This window comes from Actinoallomurus vinaceus (genome assembly GCF_039542055.1).
Lineage (GTDB): Bacteria > Actinomycetota > Actinomycetes > Streptosporangiales > Streptosporangiaceae > Actinoallomurus > Actinoallomurus vinaceus.
On sequence record NZ_BAABHK010000005.1, the window covers coordinates 1 to 18,881 of the forward strand.

Consider the following 18,881-nt stretch of genomic DNA (forward strand, 5'->3'; position numbering starts at 1 on the left):
CCCGCCGCGCGCGCCGCTCGCCGCGTGCCAGGCCGCCGCCCCCGCTGCCCGCCGCCCGCCGTGCGCGTCGCCGTGTGCCACCCCGCCGTACGCGCCGTCAGCGCTGGGCCGGCTGGTCCGCGTCCGCCGGCCGGCGTCCGCGCGATCGGGGCCTCGGCCCGGTCGGGACCGTGGACCCGGCCTCCGGTGGGGGTGCGCCGCCGGGGCCGGGGACGCCGGGTAGCCGGAGACGGATCAGCGCGCCGCCTCCGGGCCGGTTCTCCGCGAGTACCTGGCCGGCGTGGTGCTCGGCGGCGTTCCGGACGATCGCCAGGCCCAGGCCCGACCCGCTGGCCGCGCGCGCCGCCGCCGACCGGTAGAAGCGTTCGAAGACGTACGGCAGGTCGCCGGGCTCGATGCCGGGCCCCTCGTCGGCGACGACGAGTTCGCCGTCGCGGAGCACGACCCACACGGTGCCGTCCGGCGGCCCGAACTTCACCGCGTTGTCGAGGAGGTTCGTGACCGCCCGCGCCAGCTCCGGCTCCGCGCCCTCCACGACCCACGGTTCCACGTTCACCGAGAACACCGTCGCGGGCGCGCGCAGGCGCACCCGCTCCACCGCGTGCTGGACGATCTCGTCGAACCGTACGGGCACGCGCAGGCGCGGCGTCTCGTCCTCGCGCGCCAGCTCGACCAGGTCCCCGACCAGGGTGGTCAGCTCCATGAGCTGGGCCTTCACGTCGGCGAGCAGCCGGTCGTGGGTGCCCTGGGGCAGGGTCCGCTCCGGGTGCCGCTGGATCTGGATCAGCAGGTCGATGTTGGTGCGCAGGCTCGTCAGCGGGGTGCGCAGCTCATGGCCGGCGTCGGAGACCAGCTGCCGCTGCCGCTCGCGGGACCGGTTGAGCGCGGCGAGCATGGCGTTGAAACTGTGCGCGAGCTCGGCGATCTCCCCGCCGCCGGTCACCTCGATCGGCGTGGGGTCCAGGTCCTGCGTCCGGGCGATCCGCGCGGCCGCCCGGGTGAGGTTCCGGACGGGCCGCAGCCCGGCTCCGGCGACGGCGAACCCGGCGGTGGCGGCGAGGGTCACCGCGCCGAGCCCGAAGATGACGGTCCCGAGCTGGAGCTGCAGCACGGTGCGGTCGACGTCGGCCAGGGACCGGGCCAGCACGATGACGGTGCCGTCCGGGGCCCGCGTCGTCACGACCCGCACGTGGACGTCGCCGGAGTAGGCGCTGCGCAGCCGGTCCGGAGGCCCCGGGCCCGCCGACACCGCGCGCACGTCGGCGGAGTCGACCGGCACGCGGAGCGTCGTGCCCGGCGGCGTCATGACCGAGCCGTCGGGATGGACGATCGCGACGCTGATCCCCATCGAGGCGAGCAGGCGGCCGTCGTGCCGGTCGCCCGGCCGGTCGTCCGGCGAGTGGGCGAACGACTTGGCCTGGCTGATGAGGGTCTGGTCGATCTGACCGCGCAGCTCGTTCTGCAGCAGCGTGTCGGCGGCGAACGCCACGATGACGATCGCCAGGATGACGGCGCCGGCCGCCAGCAGCGCCACGCGGGACCGCAGCGACAGCCGGCGCGGGGACGGGACTCTCATCGGAGGGCGTACCCGACTCCCCGGACGGTGTGGATCACCCGGGGCTCGCCGTGCTCTTCGGTCTTGCGCCGCAGATAGCCGATGTAGACGTCGAGGGAGTTGGACGAACGCCCGAAGTCGTACCCCCAGACCTCCTCCAGGATCCGGGAGCGTTCCAGCACGTGCCGCGGGTTGCGCATCATCAGCTCGAGCAGGTCGAACTCCGTCCGCGTGAGTTCGAGCGGCCGCTCGCCGCGGTGGGTCTCCCGGGTGGTCAGGTTCATGATGAGGTCGCCGAAGCGCAGGACCTCCTCGCGGGGTCCGTCGCCGTCGTCGAATCCGCGCGACCGCCGCAGGAGCGCGCGCAGGCGGGCCAGGAGCTCCTCCAGTTCGAAGGGCTTGGTCAGGTAGTCGTCGGCACCCGCGTCCAGGCCGGTGACGCGGTCGTCCAGGTCGACGCGGGCGGTGAGCATCAGGATGGGGATGTCGTCCCCGCGCCGCCGCAGCATCCGGCACGCGCCCAGACCGTCGAGGTTCGGCATCCTCACGTCGAGGATCAGGACGTCGGGCCGGGCGGCGTCGACCGCCTCGAGGGCGCCGATGCCGTCCTCGGCGAGTTCGACCTCACAGCCGTTGAACCGCAGCACCCGCTCCAGGGCGGAGCGCACCGCGGGGTCGTCGTCGGCCACCAGGATCCGTGCGGAAGCCACCATGCGGCCAGCCTGGGCATTCGCCGTGATCCGACCATGAAGCGAACATGAGACCCGCCTGAGATCCCGTACATGGGCCGCGCCCCTGGCCGGATCCGGCCCCTCCCAGCGTCTTGATCCGGCGTTCGGCCGGTGTGACAGTGCGCGCGTTCTGACAACTCCTGAGATGGGAGATGACCGTGCGCGACAGGATCCGGCCATGGGCCCGGTGGGCGGTGGTCCCGGCGTTCGCCCTCGTCGCCGGCCTCACCGCCCCGGCGCATGCGAAGGCGACCGGCGAGGACTGCGAGGAGCCCGAGGTGAAGGCGGCGAAGGCCGCGACGACCCGGGTTCTGGAGGACGAGGAACCGGAGGAGTGCGGGCCGCTCGCCCCAGGCGAGTGGAAGGCGCGCCAGGACCTGTCCGGCGGCGCCGGGCTGCCGGAGCAGGCTCTGCTGACGGCGGCCGGCCAGGCCCGCCGGATCCGGTCCGTCGGGCACTGGACCTCCGAGGGGCCCGCGAACATCGGCGGGCGGGTCACGGGCGTCTCCGTCGACCGTGCGGGGGCGGTCTTCATCACGGCGGCCAGCGGCGGCGTCTGGAAGAGCACCGACCGGGCCACGACGTTCCGGTCGGTGTGGCCGGACGACTTCCCGCAGGCCACCGGTGCCACGGTCGCCGCTCCGGACGGGGCCGTCTACGTCGGTACCGGCGAGGCGAACCCCGGCGGCGGTTCGCTCACCTACGAGGGGAACGGGATCTACCGGACCACGGACGGCGGCCGTACCTGGCAGAACCTCGGCCTGCGTCACTCGGCCACGATCGGGCGGATCGCCGTCGATCCGAGGAACCCGAAGCGGATCTTCGTGGCGGCCACCGGGTCGCTGTTCCGCCCGGGCGGGGAGCGCGGTGTCTACCGGACCACCGACGGCGGTCGTACGTGGCGGCACGTGCTGGCCGGGGCGAACGCCTGGACCGGTGCGGTCGACCTGGCGATCGCGCCGGACCGGCCGGACACCGTGTACGCGACCCTCTGGGACCGGCAGCGCACGCCGAGTCTGCGCCGGTACGGCGGGCCGGGCTCCGGGCTGTACCGCTCCACCGACGGCGGCGCGCACTGGACGCGGCTGGAGAACGTCACCAAGCTCACCCCCGGCGACACCACCGGCCTGCGGCCCGACCCGAGCTTCAGCCGCTCCGGGGTGGCCGCCGCGCCCGGCGGACGGGTGTACGTCCGCACCGCGACGTGGGGCGCGTACGGCGACGAGAAGGGCTTCTACGTCTCCGACGACGGCGGGAACACCTTCACCACGGGTGGTGCGCACGAGGCCGGGCTCGGCTGGTGGGGCGGCGAGGTCTGGGCCGACCCGGCCGACCGGAACCACGTCCTCGTGCCCGGGCAGTTCCTCCGGGAGTCCAAGGACGGCGGCCGGACGTGGACCAACGACACCGGCACGCACGTCGACCACCACGCGATCGCGTGGGACCCGACCAAGCCGGGCCGGGTCTACGAGGGCAACGACGGCGGCGTCTACCGCTCGGACGCCAACGCGGCGGCCGGAAGCTGGACGCACGCGGCGTACGAGCCGTGGACGCAGTTCTACAGCGTCGCGGTGAGCGCGCAGGACCCGACGCGCATCACCGGCGGCGCCCAGGACAACGGATCGAACCGCACCTGGGGCGGCGAGCGCTGGAACTCCTGGTACGACGGCGACGGAGAGCAGAACCTCATCGACCCGCGGAACCAGAACCGCGTCTACGCCTGCTACCAGTACGGCAACTGCGCCCGCTCCCTCGACGGCGGCGACAACACCACCGACCTCACCGTCGCGGCCGACGAGGACGACCGGTTCAACTGGTTCAGCCCTCTGGAGTTCGCCACCGATGACCCCGACGTCACCTACCTCGGCGGGAACCGGCTCTTCCGGTCGGCGGACGGCCTGCACTTCACGCCGATCAGCCCGGACCTGACCGGCGGGCCCGGCGACGACCCGGTCTATCCGTTCGGCACGCTGACCTCCGTGCAGGCCACCGGTGACCGGATCCTGGCCGGCACCGACGACGGCCGCGTCCAGCTCACCAGCGACGCCGGGCGGACGTGGACGCCGCTGCTGACCGGGAAACAGTGGGTGACCCGTGTCCGGTTCGACGGGGCGCGCATCGTCGTCACCCTGTCCGGCTACCGCGCCGGCACCGGCGGCGGCAATGTGCTCACGTCGTACGACGGCGGCCGGACCTGGAGCGACATCACCGGCAACCTGCCGACGGCTCCGGTCAACGACGTGATCATCGGTCCGCGCGGCGTGCTGGTCGTCGCGACGGACGCCGGCGTGTTCGCGGGCCTCGGGAGGCGTTGGATCCGGCTCGGCAGCCTGCCGCTCGCCTCGGTGACCGACATCGAGTTCAAGGCGGGGAGGCTGTTCGCGGCGACCTTCGGTCGCGGCGTCTACAGCATGCGGCTCACCCCGGCACTGCTCAACCGGATCGACTGATCGAAGGGCGAGTGATCCGATCAATATCTCGATAACCGGTCGCTCCGGCACAGAAGTATTGATCGATTGAATAATTGGTCCTACCTTTGGGGCATCTCCTGACCCCTGGAGGGCCGATGCCCCGCTTCTTCCGCCTTCGTTCGCCCGGGTCCCGGGCCTTCGCCGCCGAGTCGGCGCGATCCCGGGCCCCGGGCGTACTGCTCCTCACGGCCGGACTGACCGCCCTCGTGACCGCCGGAGCGTTGTCGGCCGGGGTGCCGGCGGCGCAGGCGGCGTCCCAGGACGTGTACGTCTCCCCGGCAGGCTCCGACCACGCGCCGGGCACAGCCGTACGCCCCGTCCGGACCCTCGAACGCGCCCGTGACCTGGCCCGGTCCCGGCGCCTGACCGGGGATCTGACCGTGCACCTCGCATCCGGCGTCCACCGGCTGACCCGGCCCCTCCAACTCGACGCGCGCGACTCCGGGCGGGACGGCCACCGGATCATCTGGCAGGGCTCGTCCGGCACCGTGATCAGCGGCGGGCGCCGGGTCACCGGCTGGCGGCCCGGCCCGAACGGCGTCTGGAGCGCCCCCGCCCCGGGCGGGCTCGGCAACACCCGGCAGCTGTACGTCGACGGCGTCCGCGCGCAGCGCGCCGGCGGAAAGGTCCCGGTCACCCTCACCGCGACCGACACCGGATACACGGCGTCGGCCGACACGCTCGCGAAGTGGCGGAATCCCGGGGACGTCGAGTTCGTCTACACGGCCGGCGAGAAGCTCTGGAACGCCGAGCGCTACGGCCTCGGCCAGTGGACCGAGCCGCGCTGCCCGGTGGCCTCCGTCTCCGGCACCACGGTCACGATGGCGCAGCCGTGCTGGGACAACTCAATGAAGCGGGTCATCTTCCCCGACATCCCGGGCCGTACGGTCAACATGGTCGGGCCCGGCACGCTCACCAACGGGAGCCTGCCCGCGTACGCCGAGAACGCCCTCGAACTGCTGGACCAGCCGGGGGAGTGGTACCTCGACCGCACCAGGCACCGCGTCTACTACAAGCCCCGGGCCGGGCAGGACCTGCGCCGCGCGGACGTCGAGGTCCCGGCGATCGAGAAGCTGATCGACGCGAGCGGGATCCACGACGTCGCCTTCCGCGGCCTGCGCTTCTCGTACGCGACGTGGCTGACGCCGTCGAGCCCGGAGGGCTTCTCCGAGATCCAGGCCGGCTACACCATCACCGGCACGACCGGGTACGCCACGCAGGGCCTGTGCCAGTTCGTCGCGGGCGGCACCTGCCCGTACGCCTCCTGGACCAAGGAACCGGGCAACATCTCCGTCACCGGGGAACGCGTGGAGTTCAGCGACAGCGTCTTCGCCCACCTCGGCGCGGCCGGGCTGGAGTTCGGCACCGGCACCAAGGACGCGGTCGTCCGCGGGAACGTCTTCACCGACATCTCCGGCAACGGCGTCGAGATCGGCGGGGTCGACAAGCCGCAGGCCGACGACGCCGGCACCACCCGCGGCAACACGGTGGAGGACAACCACCTGTACGGGCTGCCGCGTGAGTTCCACGGTGGCGTGGCCATCATCAACGGCTACAGCCAGCACGACACGATCGCGCACAACCAGATCGACGACGTCGCGTACTCGGCGATCTCGATGGGCTGGGGCGGCTGGCCCGACAAGATCAGCAAACCGGCCACGCCGAACCTCTCGCACGACAACGCCGTACGCGACAACCTCATCTTCGATTACATGCAGCTGCTCGACGACGGCGGCGGCATCTACACCCAGGGCATCACCGGCACGTCCATCGCCGACGGCGAGAAGGTCACCGGCAACGTCATCCACGACCAGTGGGGCCTCGGCAAGAACGTCTACACCGACAACGGCTGCACGTACGAGACGATCGAGGGCAACGTGCTGTACAACGCGGCGTACGCCAACGTCGCCAGCCGGCACACCGACTACCGCGACTCCCTCGGCAACAACGACCCGACGCTCATCAAGGGCAACTACTGGCAGCAGGGCGACCCGGACAGCGACAACAAGGGCCTGGTCACCCAGGCCAACCACATCCTGTCCGACCCGTCGAAGGCCCCGGCCGACATCGTGACCAACGCGGGCCTGGAGCCGAAGTACCGCGGGATCCTCGGCGTCCGGGTGCCGACCGCGCCGGAGACCCCGGGACGCGTCGCCACCTTCGCCGCGGACGGCAAGGTGTACGTCGCCTGGAACCCGGCCTCCGACGGCGCGGCGCCCACCTCGTACACCGCGACGGCGTCCGGCGGGAAGAACGTCACGATCGGCGCCGCCGACTTCCGGCGCACCGGGTACGCCGTCATCGACGGTCTCACCAACGGCACGCCGTACACGGTGACCGTCACCGCCCGTGGCGCCTCGGGCGTCAGCGTGCCGTCACTGCCGTCGGCCGCGGTCACGCCGGGCTCGGGCACGGGTGCGCTCGCCGCCGCGCCGACGAGCCTCAAGGCGCGGGCGAGCGCGGACGCGGTCGCGCTGCAGTGGACCCCGCCGACCGTCACCGGTGACACCCCGGTGATCGGCTACACGGTGAGCGTCTCCGACGGCCGTACGGTCGCGGTGCACGGCCGGGACACGCTGATCAGCCAGCCGACGGCCAAGGCGCTCCTCCGCGTGGTGAACGGCCTGCAGCCGGGCACGAAGTACACCTTCACCATCGCCGCCGTCACGGCCACCGGCACCGGCACCCCCGCGTCGGTCACCGCGACGACGCAGAGCAACTGAGGCAGCGCGACGACAAGACGCGAAGGCCGCCCCCGGGGAAAGGGGGGCGGCCTTCGTAAGGCGCGAGGCTGCCCTATTCGACGATCACCGCGCCGACGCGTGGCTCGGCCGCTGGTGTACGGATCGGGCGCAGCCGCAGACTAGCTGTGCACCTTGGCGCAGGCGGTGCCCACGTGGTTGACGAACGCCTTCGTCGGTGCGACGCCGGCGCAGAGCAGAGTACCGTTGGCGAACTTCTTGCCGGTCTTCCACACGACGATCGACGGCTTCCCCGGCTTCTTGGTGTACTTCGATGCCCAGATGATTCTGAACTTGTGCTTCGGCTCGGACACCTCTACGTAGCCCCAGCCCCAGACCGTCGGCTTCCCGTTCTTTATTTTCTTGTTCCAGACGGTTACTTGGTCGACCTTCAGTCCATGCCCCTTGAAGTAGGCGGCGAACTTGCTGCCCTTCGGCCAGGAACTCTCCGTGTGTACCGTGCCCGCGCTCGCCGTACCAGTGGTGAGTGCCAGACCGCCCAGCGCGACGGCGCCGGCGAGGGCCATGGAGAGTTTGCGCATATTTCCCCCTAGGGATGATCTTGCGTGACGAGATCACCCTAGGGATGCGATAGGCCGCGATACAGAGTCTGCGGGCTCAACCGAGGATTAGGGCCTGAGACCCATTCGTGATGTCGCTGAGACCCGGTCAGGCCAGGCAGCGCAGGGCGTCGCGGAGGTCCGCGTCGAGCGGGTGGTCGTCGGGGAGACGTCCCACCGTCGCCTCGACGAACTCCGCCGGGGTCAGCCGGCCCAGGCCGCGGGACGTGCGCACGACGAGGTCGCCGTCGTCGTCCTCCGCGACCTCCACGTCGGCTTCCTGCTCCTCCAGCGCGAAAAGGCCGACCGCGACGCGCCAGGCCGTACGCTCCCGCGCGTCCTCGACCGGCACGCCGACGTCGTCGCCGTGCGTGGCGTACTCGGAGGAGTAGTGGAAGGCCTGCAGGCCGACGGGGTACGGCCCGGACATCGTGGCCAGCGTGGCGTCGCGTCCCAGCGCGCGCATCCGCCGGCGGGTGTCGCCGTTCCGGGTGCGCCACTCGTCCAGCACCTCGGCGACGGGGAGACCGCGCCGGGTGCGGACCGTCCAGTCGTTGAAGTCCGCCAGGCCGGAGATGCCGTTCTTCTCCAGGCGGGACCAGAGCCCGTCGAGGCCGTCGTCGAGGCAGGCGTGGTTGTAGTCCTCCTCGCCCGCCAGGTGGGCGAGGACGTCGCGGACCGTCCATCCCTCGCAGCGGGACGGCCGCATCCAGTCCTCTTCGCTCAGCTCTCTGAAGAAGCGGTCGAGGCGCTCGGCCTCGGCGTCGAAGACGGCGAACGGGTCGAGATCGTCAAGTGCGGTCACGCCCGTCCTCCTGCCCCGGACACGGCGGAACATTCGCCGCGCGTGCCCCGACCGTCACGCCACTGCCTGGGCCGCGGCGATCCGCTGTTCCAGCACCTGCTGGATCCAGGTGAATCGTTCCTGGTACGCGGCGTTGTCCGGATGGGCGAGGGCCAGACGTTGGGCGTAGGGGACGACCTGACGTACGGGTTCGACGGCTTCGGTCGCCGGTAGGTAGCCGGAGTTGATGCCGACCTGTGCGATCAGGTCGAAGAGGTAGCCGTCGTCGGTGTCCGGTGCGAGTGCGAGGAAGAGTGCGATGGCCTGGCGGGCGGGTTCTGTGGCTTCGGGCGCTCGGCCGGCCGCGGCGAGGCGTTGCGCCAGGACCACGAGGATCCATGGGTATCGGTAGCGGTAGTCCGGGTTTCCCGGATTTCCCTCGGCCAGCCGCTGAGCGAAAGGCGCCACCTGACGTACGGGTTCGACGGCTTCGGCCGCTGGCAGGTAGCCGGAGTTGATGCCCACCTGTGCGATCAGATCGAAGAGATAAGCGTCATTGGCGTCCGAAGCAAAGGCCAAGAACAATCCGATGGCCTGCCGGGCGGGTTCCGTCGCCTCCGGACGTCGACCGGCCCCGTCGAGGCGTTGCGCCAGGACCACCAGGATCCACGGGTACCGGTAGCGGTAATCCGGGTTTCCCGGATTCGCCGCGGTGAGTCGCCGAGCGAAAGGCACCACCTGACGTACGGGTTCGACGGCTTCGGCCGCTGGCAGGTAGCCGGAGTTGATGCCCACCTGCGCGACCAGATCGAAAAGGTAGGCGTCGTTGGTGTCCGGTGCGAGTGCCAGGAAGAGTCCGATGGCCTGCCGGGCGGGTTCTGCGGCTTCGGGCGCTCGGCCGGCCGCGGCGAGGCGTTGCGCCAGCACCACGAGAATCCACGGGTATCGATACCGGTAATCGGGATTGCCGGGATTCGCCCTGGCCAGACGTTGGGCGTAGGGGACGACCTGACGTACGGGTTCGACGGCTTCGGTCGCCGGTAGGTAGCCGGAGTTGATGCCGACCTGTGCGATCAGGTCGAAGAGGTAGCCGTCGTCGGTGTCCGGTGCGAGTGCGAGGAAGAGTGCGATGGCCTGGCGGGCGGGTTCTGTGGCTTCGGGCGCTCGGCCGGCCGCGGCGAGGCGTTGCGCCAGGACCACGAGGATCCATGGGTATCGGTAGCGGTAGTCCGGGTTTCCCGGATTTCCCTCGGCCAGCCGCTGAGCGAAAGGCGCCACCTGACGTACGGGTTCGACGGCTTCGGCCGCCGGTAGATAGCCGGAGTTGATGCCCACCTGCGCGACCACGTCGAACACCTTCGGGTCATCCAGGGCCGGGGCCAGGCGCAGGAGGATCTCGATTCCTCCTCGGGCGGGTTCAGCCGCTTCGCCGGTCCGGCCGGCCGCGGCGAGTCGCTGACCCTGGGTCAGCAGGCTGTAGGAGAGAACGAACAGATCCTGGCGGTCCTGGTCGGTGAGAGGGGTGCCGTCGCGTCCGGTGGTGCGCTCCTGCACCGGACCGCCGGAGGACGGCTGGAGGTACCACCGGCCGGTGGTGGGGCGCCACACGGCCAGGTCGGCCTTGCCGTCGCGGTCGTAATCGGCGGGAGCCGGATGATCTTGCGGCTCACCAAGGCGTTCGATCCGCACGGGACCGCCCGCGGCGGGTGCGATGAACCATACGCCCCCGTCTGGGCGCCACACCGCCGCGTCGTTGCGCTGATCGCCGTCGTAGTCGGCTTCCACGCCGAAGTCCGCCGGGAACGACACCCCGAACGACTGCCAGGGTCCGGTGACAGGGCCGGCGGCCGAGACGTAGCGGATCGAGAACTTCCCGGTCGCGGACGCGGTCACGTAGGGCGGGTTCCGGTCGGTACGGACGAAGATCTCACTGTCGGTGACGGACTCGTCGGTGGTGCGCTGCCACACGCCGCTGGCCCGCTCGTCAGGCTCCAGGGGGGCGTCCTGCTCGAAGATCTCCAGACGAACGCCGAACTGCCGATCGTCCACGGGTGCGGGGCCGATGGTCGTGCGCCACGGAGGTCCGGTCGGGTGGACGGTGCCGCCGATCCCGAACACGTCGCCGCTCTCGAATTCGGCGAAGCTGTCGTCGGAGGGAAAGCGCCAGGCCCGCACCTCGGTGGCCGTGCCGTCTCCCCAGTTGCCGGTGAAGACCCGCACCACGAAGTCTCCGTCGGAATCGCCCCCCGGGTCGCCGTCATCGATGATGGTGACGGCCTCCACGGCGAGATCGACCTGGCGCACCAGCAACGTCACCTGCTGGACGTGCTCCTGCCAGGTCCCGTTGGTGTCCATGACGCGCACGACCGCGGTGTAGGTGCCACCGGGACGCAGCGCGCTGCCGGTCGCGTCGTCGGTTTTGACCAGGTCCACCCGCCAGGTGCCGCGCAGCTCGCCCAGCAGCACCCGGCCGATCGGGCGGGCGAAATCGTGGTAGCCGAACGGAGGGAACTCCTTCGGCGTTCCCTCCGCGATTTCGGCGACGACGGCCACCGGGACGCGTCCGGCGGTGGTGATGTCCACCGTCACCTTGTCCGGCCCGAGGGTGGCCACCAGCCCGTCGGGGGGCAGAAGCGTGCCGCGCTGCCCGGCCGCCAGCACCGTCTTCATCCCGGTCCGGTCGGTGTCCGGTCTGTTCGGGTCCGCGTCCGGGTCGGTGGTGCCCCAGACCCGGTAGACGTCGCCCTTGCTCAGGACCGGTGCATCGACATATCCCCGCAGCTGGTAGTCGGCGAGGCCGGATTCCGGTCCCAGCAGGCCGCCCTGCCGGACGTTCGACGCCCGCATCCTGTTCTTCAGCGCATCGCCGGTGAGCTTGCGCCACGCCGGGAGAGGGGGATTGTCGGTGATGCGCTGCTCCCACAGGATCGGCTCCGAATGAACATCGAAGCTCTCATATCTGACCAGCACCACCGGACCAGCGCCCACCGGCGGAACGACATAGAAGAAGACCTCCTCGGAGGCATCATTCAGATGCGTCGTCACACCGATGGTCACCATGAGACCCGGCCCCCTCTGCGAACGGTGCATTTCCGGCAGACTCCTGTCGCCGTGCTCGAACCGTTCCATCGGCCGCGCTACCGCACATGAGTACCCCCTACTCACTTTCTGCGGCCGCGCTCCAGATCCGGCGGGCGCCGCCGGTCAGCGGTGGTAGTGGAAGCCGACGCCGTACTTTCCGGTCTTGGTCGACCTGCTCACCTTGACGGCCGTGAGGGTGAAGCCGCCGACCGTGACGGGCTGCGGGGTCGCCGACGCCGTGAGTTTGCGCTCGGCGTGGCCGGTGACGTCGGTGATGATCACCTTCACCCGCCCGGCCTTGAGCGCGCCGGCCTTCACGCGGAGGCCGCCCGCCGTCCTGGTCGTGCCGACCGCCTGCCACCACGCCGCCGCCTTGGCATGCCGCTTGGCGGGCTTGTGGGACGCCGTGGCGTGGGGGGACGGAGACTTCTTCCGGGCGGCGGCCTGTTCGCGGCGCGCCGCACCGGCCGGGTCGCTGCAGCCCGCCAGCAGCCCGACCGTGACGATCAAAGCCGGAAGGCGTACGCCTCCGCGCATTCTTCCTCCTCGTTGAACGACGGGAAAACCTTAGTCGCCGCCGGACGGTCCCGTGGCACCGTCCGGGCCGGCGCAGGGGGCCGTTCCGCCCGTACCGGCCCCCGACCAGCGCGGAGGCGTCTGGCGGCGCCACAGGCCACGGCCTAGAGTCGGCAGTGAAGGTGATCGACGCTTTTCCGAGACCCGGAGTGGAGATGCCCTATTACCGCGCCGTCGGGGAGATCCCCCGTAAACGGCACATCCAGTTCCGCAGACCCGATGGCGGGCTGTACGCCGAGGAGCTGATGGGGGAGGAGGGGTTCTCCTCGGACTCCTCGCTGCTCTACCACGTGCATCCGCCCACCGCCATCGTCAAGAGCGAGGGCGTGGACGTTCCGGCCCACGCCACGGGCGTACGGCCGAACCATCCGCTGCTGCCGCGGCATTTCAAGGCGCACGAGATCAAGGCCGGGGGCGATCCGGTGCTCGGGCGGCGGCTGCTGCTGGCCAACGACGACGTCCGCATCTCGTACGTGGCCGCCGACGCGGACGGCGAGCTGTACCGCAACTCGGTCGGGGACGAGTGCGTGTACGTCGAGGCGGGCCGGGCGCGGCTCGAGTCGACGTACGGGGCCCTCGACGTCGGACCCGGCGACTACGTCGTCATCCCGACCGGGACGATCCACCGCTTCGTGCGCACCGAGCCGGCCGAGCCGCTGCGCCTGATGGTCTTCGAGGCCTCGGGGCACATCCGGCCGCCGAAGCGCTACCTGTCGCAGTACGGCCAGTTCCTTGAGCACGCGCCGTACAGCGAGCGCGACCTGCGGGGGCCGGCCGAGCCGCTGGTCCTGGAGGGCGAGGACGTGCCCGTGCTCGTCCGCACCCGCGCCGGCCTGTCGCGCCTGACCTACCGGCACCATCCGCTCGACGTCGTGGGCTGGGACGGCTGCCTCTACCCGTTCGTCTTCAACATCGCCGACTTCGAGCCGATCGTGAAGCGCACGCACGCGCCGCCGCCGGTGCACCAGACGTTCGAGGGCCCGAACTTCGTGATCTGCTCGTTCTGCCCGCGACCGCTCGATTTCGACGATGCGGCGATCCCCATTCCGTATAACCACCACAATGTCGACTCCGACGAGATGATGTTCTATGTCGGTGGCGATTACACGGCGCGCCGCGGCTCGGGAATCGACATCGGGTCGATAAGCCTGCACCCGTCCGGGTTCACGCACGGGCCGGCGCCGGGCTCCGTGGAAGGGATCATCGAGGCGGTCCGAAAAGGCCATAAGACCACCACCGAAACGGCCGTGATGATCGACACGTTCCGGCCGCTGAACATCGGCGGTGAGGCCTTGTCCGTCGAGGCGTCCGATTACGCCTGGACCTGGGCTCGCTGACCGTCCGAAGCCTGGAGTATTGCCGGAGATGCCGAGCAGGCCGCGGTCCGAATCGACCATTGGCGGCCTTCTCGGCATTTCCGGTCGCCGTCGCTAAATCTGTTTACCGAATATCTCGGTAGTAACGGCTGGAGACGCCCGACCGCATGCGGTAATCGATAATTACTGAGTGTGATCCCGTGAGGGTGCGGGTAGAAGCTGCAATGGATCCGAAGGGTCGCCGATAAAGGCGGCCAAAAGGATTCGAGTGACGCAGTTCCTGCTACCTCGAAAACGGAGATCTGCATGCGGAAGATGTACGCGCTCGGAACGGGGACGATGGCTCTCGCGGCAGTGGTGGCCACCGGCCTCGCGGCCCACGCGGACAAGGGCGATCCCGCTCCCGAACCGGCGGCCCACAGCAAGACGGCGACCCTGCCCGCCGGGTACCAGATCGTCAGCCTTCCCAACGCGAACGTCCCGAACTTCCAGCGGCGCGTCGTCTACTGCCCGGGCGGCAAGCACGTCCTCGGCGGCGGCGGGGAGGCGCGGGGCGCCGACGCGATCCTGGTCGGCAGCTTCCCGACGCCCGACGGCCGCGGCTGGATCGCCCTCGGCCGGCAGAACGCCTACCCGACGGTCGGGATCAGCGTCTACGCGATCTGCGCGTCCTGAGCCTGCCGCGGATCTCCGGCCTTTCATGACGCGGTGAACGGCCGGGGTCCACGCGGGGTCCGGCGCCGGCCGCCCGTTCTCCGGGCGGCCGGCGTTCGCGTGCGCCGGGCCCGGCGGGTCGCGTCCGGGACCCGGCAAAATCGACTATTGGCGACCTTGACGGCATTAGCGAATAGTGATGTAAATAGCCAGGAATTCCATTGATGAGGGCATGGCAAACTGAAATACCGAGTGTTATCGAAGGTTGTCCGGGTAGGAGAGGCGTTGGATCTGAAGGCTGCCGATAAAGGCCGTCGCCGGATCACGAAAATGCAGTTCCTGCTACCCCCGAACGGAGACCTGCATGCGGAAGATGTACGCGCTCGGCACTGGAATGACGGCTCTCGCGGCAGTGGCGGCCACCGCTTTCGCCGCCCACGCCGACAAGAAGGAGCCCGTCGTGCGGCCGGCCGCCCACGGCAGGACGGCGGCTCTGCCTTCCGGGTACCAGCTCGTCACCCTCCCCAACGCCAACGTCCCGAACTTCCAGCGGCGCACCCTCTACTGCCCGGGCAGTAAGCACGTCCTCGGCGGCGGCGGCGAGGCCAGGGGCAACGGCGCCATCCTGGTCGGCAGCTTCCCGACCGACGACGCCCGCGGCTGGATCGTCCTCGGCCGCCAGATCGGCTACAGCGACGTCGGGATCAGCGTCTTCGCCATCTGCGCGGACTGATCTGGCCGTGAGCCCCCTGCGGGGGAGCCCACGATCCGCGTGACACCGGCGCCGGCCGCCCGTTCCGGGCGGCCGGCGCTGCCATGGGGATTCAGGCCAAAACGGGCACCGCCGCGAGCAGCGTCCGGGTGTACTCGTGCCGCGGCGACTCGTACAGCTCGTCCACGTCGGCCAGCTCGACCAGCTCGCCGCCGCGCAGCACCGCGACCCGGTCGCTCACCTGGCGGATCACCGCCAGGTCGTGGGAGACGAAGACGATGGTCAGGCCGTAGTCCTCCTGCACGTCGCGGAGCAGTTCGAGGATCTGCGCCTGCGTCGAGACGTCGAGCGCGGAGACGGGTTCGTCGCAGACCAGCAGTGTGGGCCGCAGGGACAGCGCCCGCGCGATCCCCATCCGCTGGCGCTGCCCGCCGGAGAACTCGTGGGGGTACCGGTCGTGCCGCGCCGGATCCAGGCCCACGCGTTCCATCAGCTCCCGCGCCGTCCGGCGGGCCTCCCCGTCGGGAACGCCCCGCACCCGGAGCGGGTCGGCGATGCTGTCGCCGACCGTGTGCCGGGGGTTCAGCGAGGACATCGGGTCCTGGAACACCATCTGCAGGTCGCGCCGGATCGGGCGCAACCGCTTCTCGGGCAGCCCGGTGATCTCCCGGCCGTCGAACACGATCCGGCCCGAGGTCGGGGCGAGCAGCCCGACCATCATCCGCACGAGCGTCGTCTTGCCGCTGCCGCTCTCCCCGACGACGCCGAGCGTCTCGCCGCGCCGTACGTCCAGGGACACCCCGTCCACGGCGCGCGCGGCGTCGCGGCGCAGCCCCCGGCCCGGCCGGCGGAACTCCCGCGTGAGGTCCGTGACGGTCAGCAGGGGCTCGCCCGGTTCGCGGCGGGCGGCCCGGGGCGCGTCGAGGCGGGGGACCGCCTCCAGCAGCGAACGGGTGTACGGCTGCGCCGGGGCGCGCAGCACCTCGTGCACCGGGCCGCGCTCGACCGCCCGGCCCCGGTGCATGACCAGCACCTCGTCGGCCGACCGCGACACGACGCCGAGGTCGTGCGTGACGAGCAGCAGCGCCATCCCCGTGTCGGCCCGCAGCCCGTCGAGCAGGTCGAGGATCTGCGCCTGCACGGTGACGTCCAGCGCGCTGGTCGGCTCGTCGGCGACCAGGATCTCCGGTTCGCAGGCGAGCGCCATCGCGATGAGCGCCCGCTGCCGCATGCCGCCGGAGAACTCGTGCGGGCGCGCCCGGGCCCGCCGCGCGGCGTCCGGGATGCCGACCCGGTCGAGCACCTCCACCGCCCGCGCCCACGCGGCCTTCCGGCCGGCGCCGGAGTGGGCGCGGTACACCTCGGCGATCTGGTCGCCGATGCGGTAGTACGGGTCGAGCGCGGACATCGGATCCTGGAAGATCATCGCGATGCGGCGCCCTCGCACCCCGCGGACCGCCTCGTCGTCGAGCGCGTTCACGTCCACGCCCTCCGGGCCGTCCCCGCCCAGGAGGATCCGGCCGGTGACCCGCGCCCCGGTGCGCCGGTGCAGGCCCAGGAGGGCGAGCGCCGTGGTGCTCTTGCCGGACCCGGACTCGCCCACGACGCCCAGCGCGCTCCCGGCGGCCAGGTCGAAGGACACCCCGTCGACGGCGCGGAGCACGCCGTCGCCGGAGCCGAACTCCACGGTCAGATCGCGCACCGACAGGACGACGCCCCCGCTCCCTTCGCCGGTCATGCCAGGACCACCCTTCGGTCGACCGCCGCGTACAGCAGGTCGGCGACGGTGTTGGCCAGGACGACGGCCAGGCCGGCGGTCAGCGTCAGGCCCGCCACGACCGGCAGGTCGACGTTGTTCGACGACTGGACGATCAGCTGGCCGATGCCGGGCAGCCCGAACAGCGTCTCGGTGAGCATGGCGTTCACCAGGACGACGCCGAACTCCACCGCGTTTATCGAGATCAGCGGGGTCAGCGCGCCGCGCAGCGCGTGCCGCCCGACGACGCGGCGCTCGGGCAGCCCGTACGCGCGGAAGGTGCGGATGTGGTCCTCCGACAGGGTCTCGAGCATGCCGGTGCGCGTCAGCCGCGTGAAGATCGCGGACTGCAGGATGGTGAGCGTCAGCCAGGGCAGGATGAGGTTCTGTGCCCAGGCCACGGGGTCCTCGGTCAGCGGCACGTACACCGGGAAGTCCAGCCACTGCAGCCATCCGCAGAACACCATGAGCAGCAGCAGGCCGCTCACGAACACCGGCGTGCCGAGGCCGCCGAGCACGAAGACGGTGATCAGCCGGTCGGTGAGCCGCTTCTCGCGCAGGGCCGACACCAGCCCGAGGGACACCCCGGTGATCGTCCAGAGCACGACGGCGCCCGCGGTCAGCGACAGCGAGACCGGGAGCCGCTGGGCGATCAGCGACAGGACGGGCAGGTCGGTCTGGAACGAGTACCCCAGGCAGGGTGCCGCGCAGTGGGTGACGTCCGGCCCCGAGCTGTAGTCCCGGCCGACGACCAGGCCCTCCAGGAAGTGCCAGTACTGGGTGGTGACCGGCTGGTCGAGGCCGAGCTTGTGGTGGACGACGGCGAGCTGGGCGCCGTCGCAGCCCTTCCCGCAGACGAGGACCGCCGGATCGGCGGGGATGGCGTAGAAGATGCCGTAGACGACGGCCGTCATCACGACCAGCAGCACCAGGAGGCTGCCGAGGCGGCGCAGCAGGTAGAGGGTCACCGGCGGCCTCGCAGGGACGCCTTCGGGTCCAGGGCGGCGCGTATCCCGTCGGCGAGCAGCGTGAACGCCAGCACGGCCGTCAGCAGCGACAGGCCCGGCACCAGCACGTACATCGGGTCGGCCCGGAACCAGGTGGTGGCGGTCGACAGCATCTGCCCCCACGAGGAGGTCGGCGGGTGCACGCCCACGCCGAGGAAGGACAGCCCCGCCTCGGAGACCATGTTCCCCGGCAGCAGGATCGCCGCGTACGTGAGGACCTGCGGCAGCGCGCCCGGCAGGATCTCACGCCGGGCGATCCGCGCCGGTGTCGCGCCCGACAACCGCGCGGCGGCGACGTAGTCGCGGGTCTTGAGGGACAGCACCTGCCCGCGGGTCAGCCGGGCCGTGCCGCCCCAGTTGAACAGGCCGATGACCAGCATCAGCAGCACCGGCCGGGGGAACGACTGCGGCACGATCGCCAGCAGCGCGATCGCGAACATCAGCTGCGGGAAGGAGATGGACAGGTCGATCAGCCGGCCCAGCGTGGCGTCGGCGACCCGGCCGCCGAACCCCGCGGCCAGCCCGATCGCCACCCCGAGCAGCAGCTGCACGACCAGCGTGCCGAACGCGACGGTGAAGGAGATCCGGGCGCCGTACAGCGCGCGTGCGAACAGGTCGCGGCCGGTGGTCGGCTCCACGCCCAGCCAGTGGTCGGCGCTGACGCCGCCCAGAGCGCCGTGCGGCACGCCGCCGCGCGCGGAGTCCAGCAGCTGGGTGTGGAACGTCGTCGTGTCCTGGCCCTCCAGCGCGGCGAGGAGCGGGGCGAAGACGGCGGCCAGGATGAGGAGGACGGTGACGACGAGGCCGGCCATGGCGGGCCGGTCCGACCGCAGCGTCCGCAGCACCTGACGGGCGCGGGCCGGCGGCCCGGACGTGGCGACGTCCGGACCGCCGATCTCCGTGACGACCTCGGTCACGCCACCACCACCCTGCCGTG

General features: G+C 71.1%; 14 protein-coding genes. 5 read left to right on the forward strand and 9 right to left on the reverse strand.

Annotated features, from left to right (window positions below; all coding sequences use genetic code 11):
- Positions 1-97: 97 nt before the first annotated feature.
- Both ABEA24_RS18775 and ABEA24_RS18780 read right to left on the reverse strand, forming a co-directional pair.
- Entirely contained in the window at positions 98-1,576 is a 1,479-nt protein-coding gene (locus ABEA24_RS18775) for an ATP-binding protein (protein ID WP_345432192.1), read from the reverse strand.
- On the reverse strand, positions 1,573-2,268 hold the full coding sequence (locus tag ABEA24_RS18780; protein ID WP_345432193.1) for a response regulator transcription factor: 696 nt from the start codon (positions 2,266-2,268) through the stop codon (positions 1,573-1,575). Before ABEA24_RS18780 ends, ABEA24_RS18775 begins: the two co-directional genes overlap by 4 nt.
- A gap of 176 nt (positions 2,269-2,444) precedes the next feature.
- On the opposite strand from ABEA24_RS18780, the gene ABEA24_RS18785 reads away from it, so the two are divergent.
- Complete coding sequence (locus ABEA24_RS18785) at positions 2,445-4,736, forward strand: WD40/YVTN/BNR-like repeat-containing protein (protein ID WP_345432194.1); 2,292 nt, start codon at positions 2,445-2,447, stop codon at positions 4,734-4,736.
- Positions 4,737-4,852: 116 nt separating this feature from the next.
- Complete coding sequence (locus tag ABEA24_RS18790) at positions 4,853-7,480, forward strand: fibronectin type III domain-containing protein (protein WP_345432195.1); 2,628 nt, start codon at positions 4,853-4,855, stop codon at positions 7,478-7,480.
- 140 nt (positions 7,481-7,620) lie between these two features.
- Here ABEA24_RS18790 and ABEA24_RS18795 read toward each other — a convergent pair whose 3' ends face one another.
- From ABEA24_RS18795 to ABEA24_RS18810, 4 genes are all read right to left on the reverse strand, one after another.
- Positions 7,621-8,040 (reverse strand): hypothetical protein, encoded by a 420-nt coding sequence (locus ABEA24_RS18795; protein ID WP_345432196.1) that lies wholly within the window; start codon positions 8,038-8,040, stop codon positions 7,621-7,623.
- 127 nt (positions 8,041-8,167) lie between these two features.
- A complete protein-coding gene (locus ABEA24_RS18800) occupies positions 8,168-8,863 on the reverse strand; it encodes a maleylpyruvate isomerase family mycothiol-dependent enzyme (protein WP_345432197.1) in 696 nt (231 codons plus the stop codon).
- Positions 8,864-8,917: 54 nt separating this feature from the next.
- A complete protein-coding gene (locus ABEA24_RS18805) occupies positions 8,918-11,887 on the reverse strand; it encodes a VCBS repeat-containing protein (protein WP_345432198.1) in 2,970 nt (989 codons plus the stop codon).
- A 159-nt stretch (positions 11,888-12,046) separates the two neighbouring features.
- Positions 12,047-12,460, reverse strand: a complete 414-nt coding sequence (locus ABEA24_RS18810; protein ID WP_345432199.1) for a hypothetical protein — start codon at positions 12,458-12,460, stop codon at positions 12,047-12,049.
- Between the two features lie 194 nt (positions 12,461-12,654).
- Here ABEA24_RS18810 and ABEA24_RS18815 point away from each other — a divergent pair, with 194 nt between their 5' ends.
- The 3 genes from ABEA24_RS18815 (at position 12,655) to ABEA24_RS18825 (ending at position 15,202) form a co-directional block, all read left to right on the forward strand.
- Positions 12,655-13,836 (forward strand): homogentisate 1,2-dioxygenase, encoded by a 1,182-nt coding sequence (locus ABEA24_RS18815; RefSeq protein ID WP_345432200.1) that lies wholly within the window; start codon positions 12,655-12,657, stop codon positions 13,834-13,836.
- Positions 13,837-14,121: 285 nt separating this feature from the next.
- Positions 14,122-14,490: a hypothetical protein gene (locus ABEA24_RS18820; RefSeq protein WP_345432201.1), complete on the forward strand. Its 369-nt coding sequence runs from the start codon at positions 14,122-14,124 to the stop codon at positions 14,488-14,490.
- 343 nt (positions 14,491-14,833) lie between these two features.
- Complete coding sequence (locus ABEA24_RS18825) at positions 14,834-15,202, forward strand: hypothetical protein (RefSeq protein ID WP_345432202.1); 369 nt, start codon at positions 14,834-14,836, stop codon at positions 15,200-15,202.
- Between the two features lie 91 nt (positions 15,203-15,293).
- On the opposite strand, the gene ABEA24_RS18830 is transcribed toward ABEA24_RS18825, so the two are convergent.
- The 3 genes from ABEA24_RS18830 to ABEA24_RS18840 are packed head-to-tail and all read right to left on the reverse strand — an operon-like array spanning position 15,294 to position 18,861.
- Positions 15,294-16,919 (reverse strand): ABC transporter ATP-binding protein, encoded by a 1,626-nt coding sequence (locus ABEA24_RS18830; RefSeq protein WP_345432203.1) that lies wholly within the window; start codon positions 16,917-16,919, stop codon positions 15,294-15,296.
- Complete coding sequence (locus tag ABEA24_RS18835) at positions 16,916-17,905, reverse strand: ABC transporter permease (protein WP_345432204.1); 990 nt, start codon at positions 17,903-17,905, stop codon at positions 16,916-16,918. Before ABEA24_RS18835 ends, ABEA24_RS18830 begins: the two co-directional genes overlap by 4 nt.
- Positions 17,902-18,861, reverse strand: a complete 960-nt coding sequence (locus tag ABEA24_RS18840) for an ABC transporter permease (protein WP_345432205.1) — start codon at positions 18,859-18,861, stop codon at positions 17,902-17,904. The genes ABEA24_RS18835 and ABEA24_RS18840 overlap by 4 nt, the downstream gene beginning before the upstream one ends.
- Positions 18,862-18,881: the final 20 nt, after the last annotated feature.

Bases quoted from the DNA above. Each gene is read 5' to 3' on its own strand.
- ABEA24_RS18775 (WP_345432192.1), bottom strand. From the start codon at position 1,576: ATGAGAGTCCCGTCCCCGCGCCGGCTGTCGCTGCGGTCCCGCGTGGCG.
- ABEA24_RS18780 (WP_345432193.1), bottom strand. From the start codon at position 2,268: ATGGTGGCTTCCGCACGGATCCTGGTGGCCGACGACGACCCCGCGGTG.
- ABEA24_RS18790 (WP_345432195.1), top strand. From the start codon at position 4,853: ATGCCCCGCTTCTTCCGCCTTCGTTCGCCCGGGTCCCGGGCCTTCGCC.
- ABEA24_RS18795 (WP_345432196.1), bottom strand. From the start codon at position 8,040: ATGCGCAAACTCTCCATGGCCCTCGCCGGCGCCGTCGCGCTGGGCGGT.
- ABEA24_RS18810 (WP_345432199.1), bottom strand. From the start codon at position 12,460: ATGCGCGGAGGCGTACGCCTTCCGGCTTTGATCGTCACGGTCGGGCTG.
- ABEA24_RS18815 (WP_345432200.1), top strand. From the start codon at position 12,655: ATGCCCTATTACCGCGCCGTCGGGGAGATCCCCCGTAAACGGCACATC.
- ABEA24_RS18820 (WP_345432201.1), top strand. From the start codon at position 14,122: ATGCGGAAGATGTACGCGCTCGGAACGGGGACGATGGCTCTCGCGGCA.
- ABEA24_RS18825 (WP_345432202.1), top strand. From the start codon at position 14,834: ATGCGGAAGATGTACGCGCTCGGCACTGGAATGACGGCTCTCGCGGCA.
- ABEA24_RS18830 (WP_345432203.1), bottom strand. From the start codon at position 16,919: ATGACCGGCGAAGGGAGCGGGGGCGTCGTCCTGTCGGTGCGCGATCTG.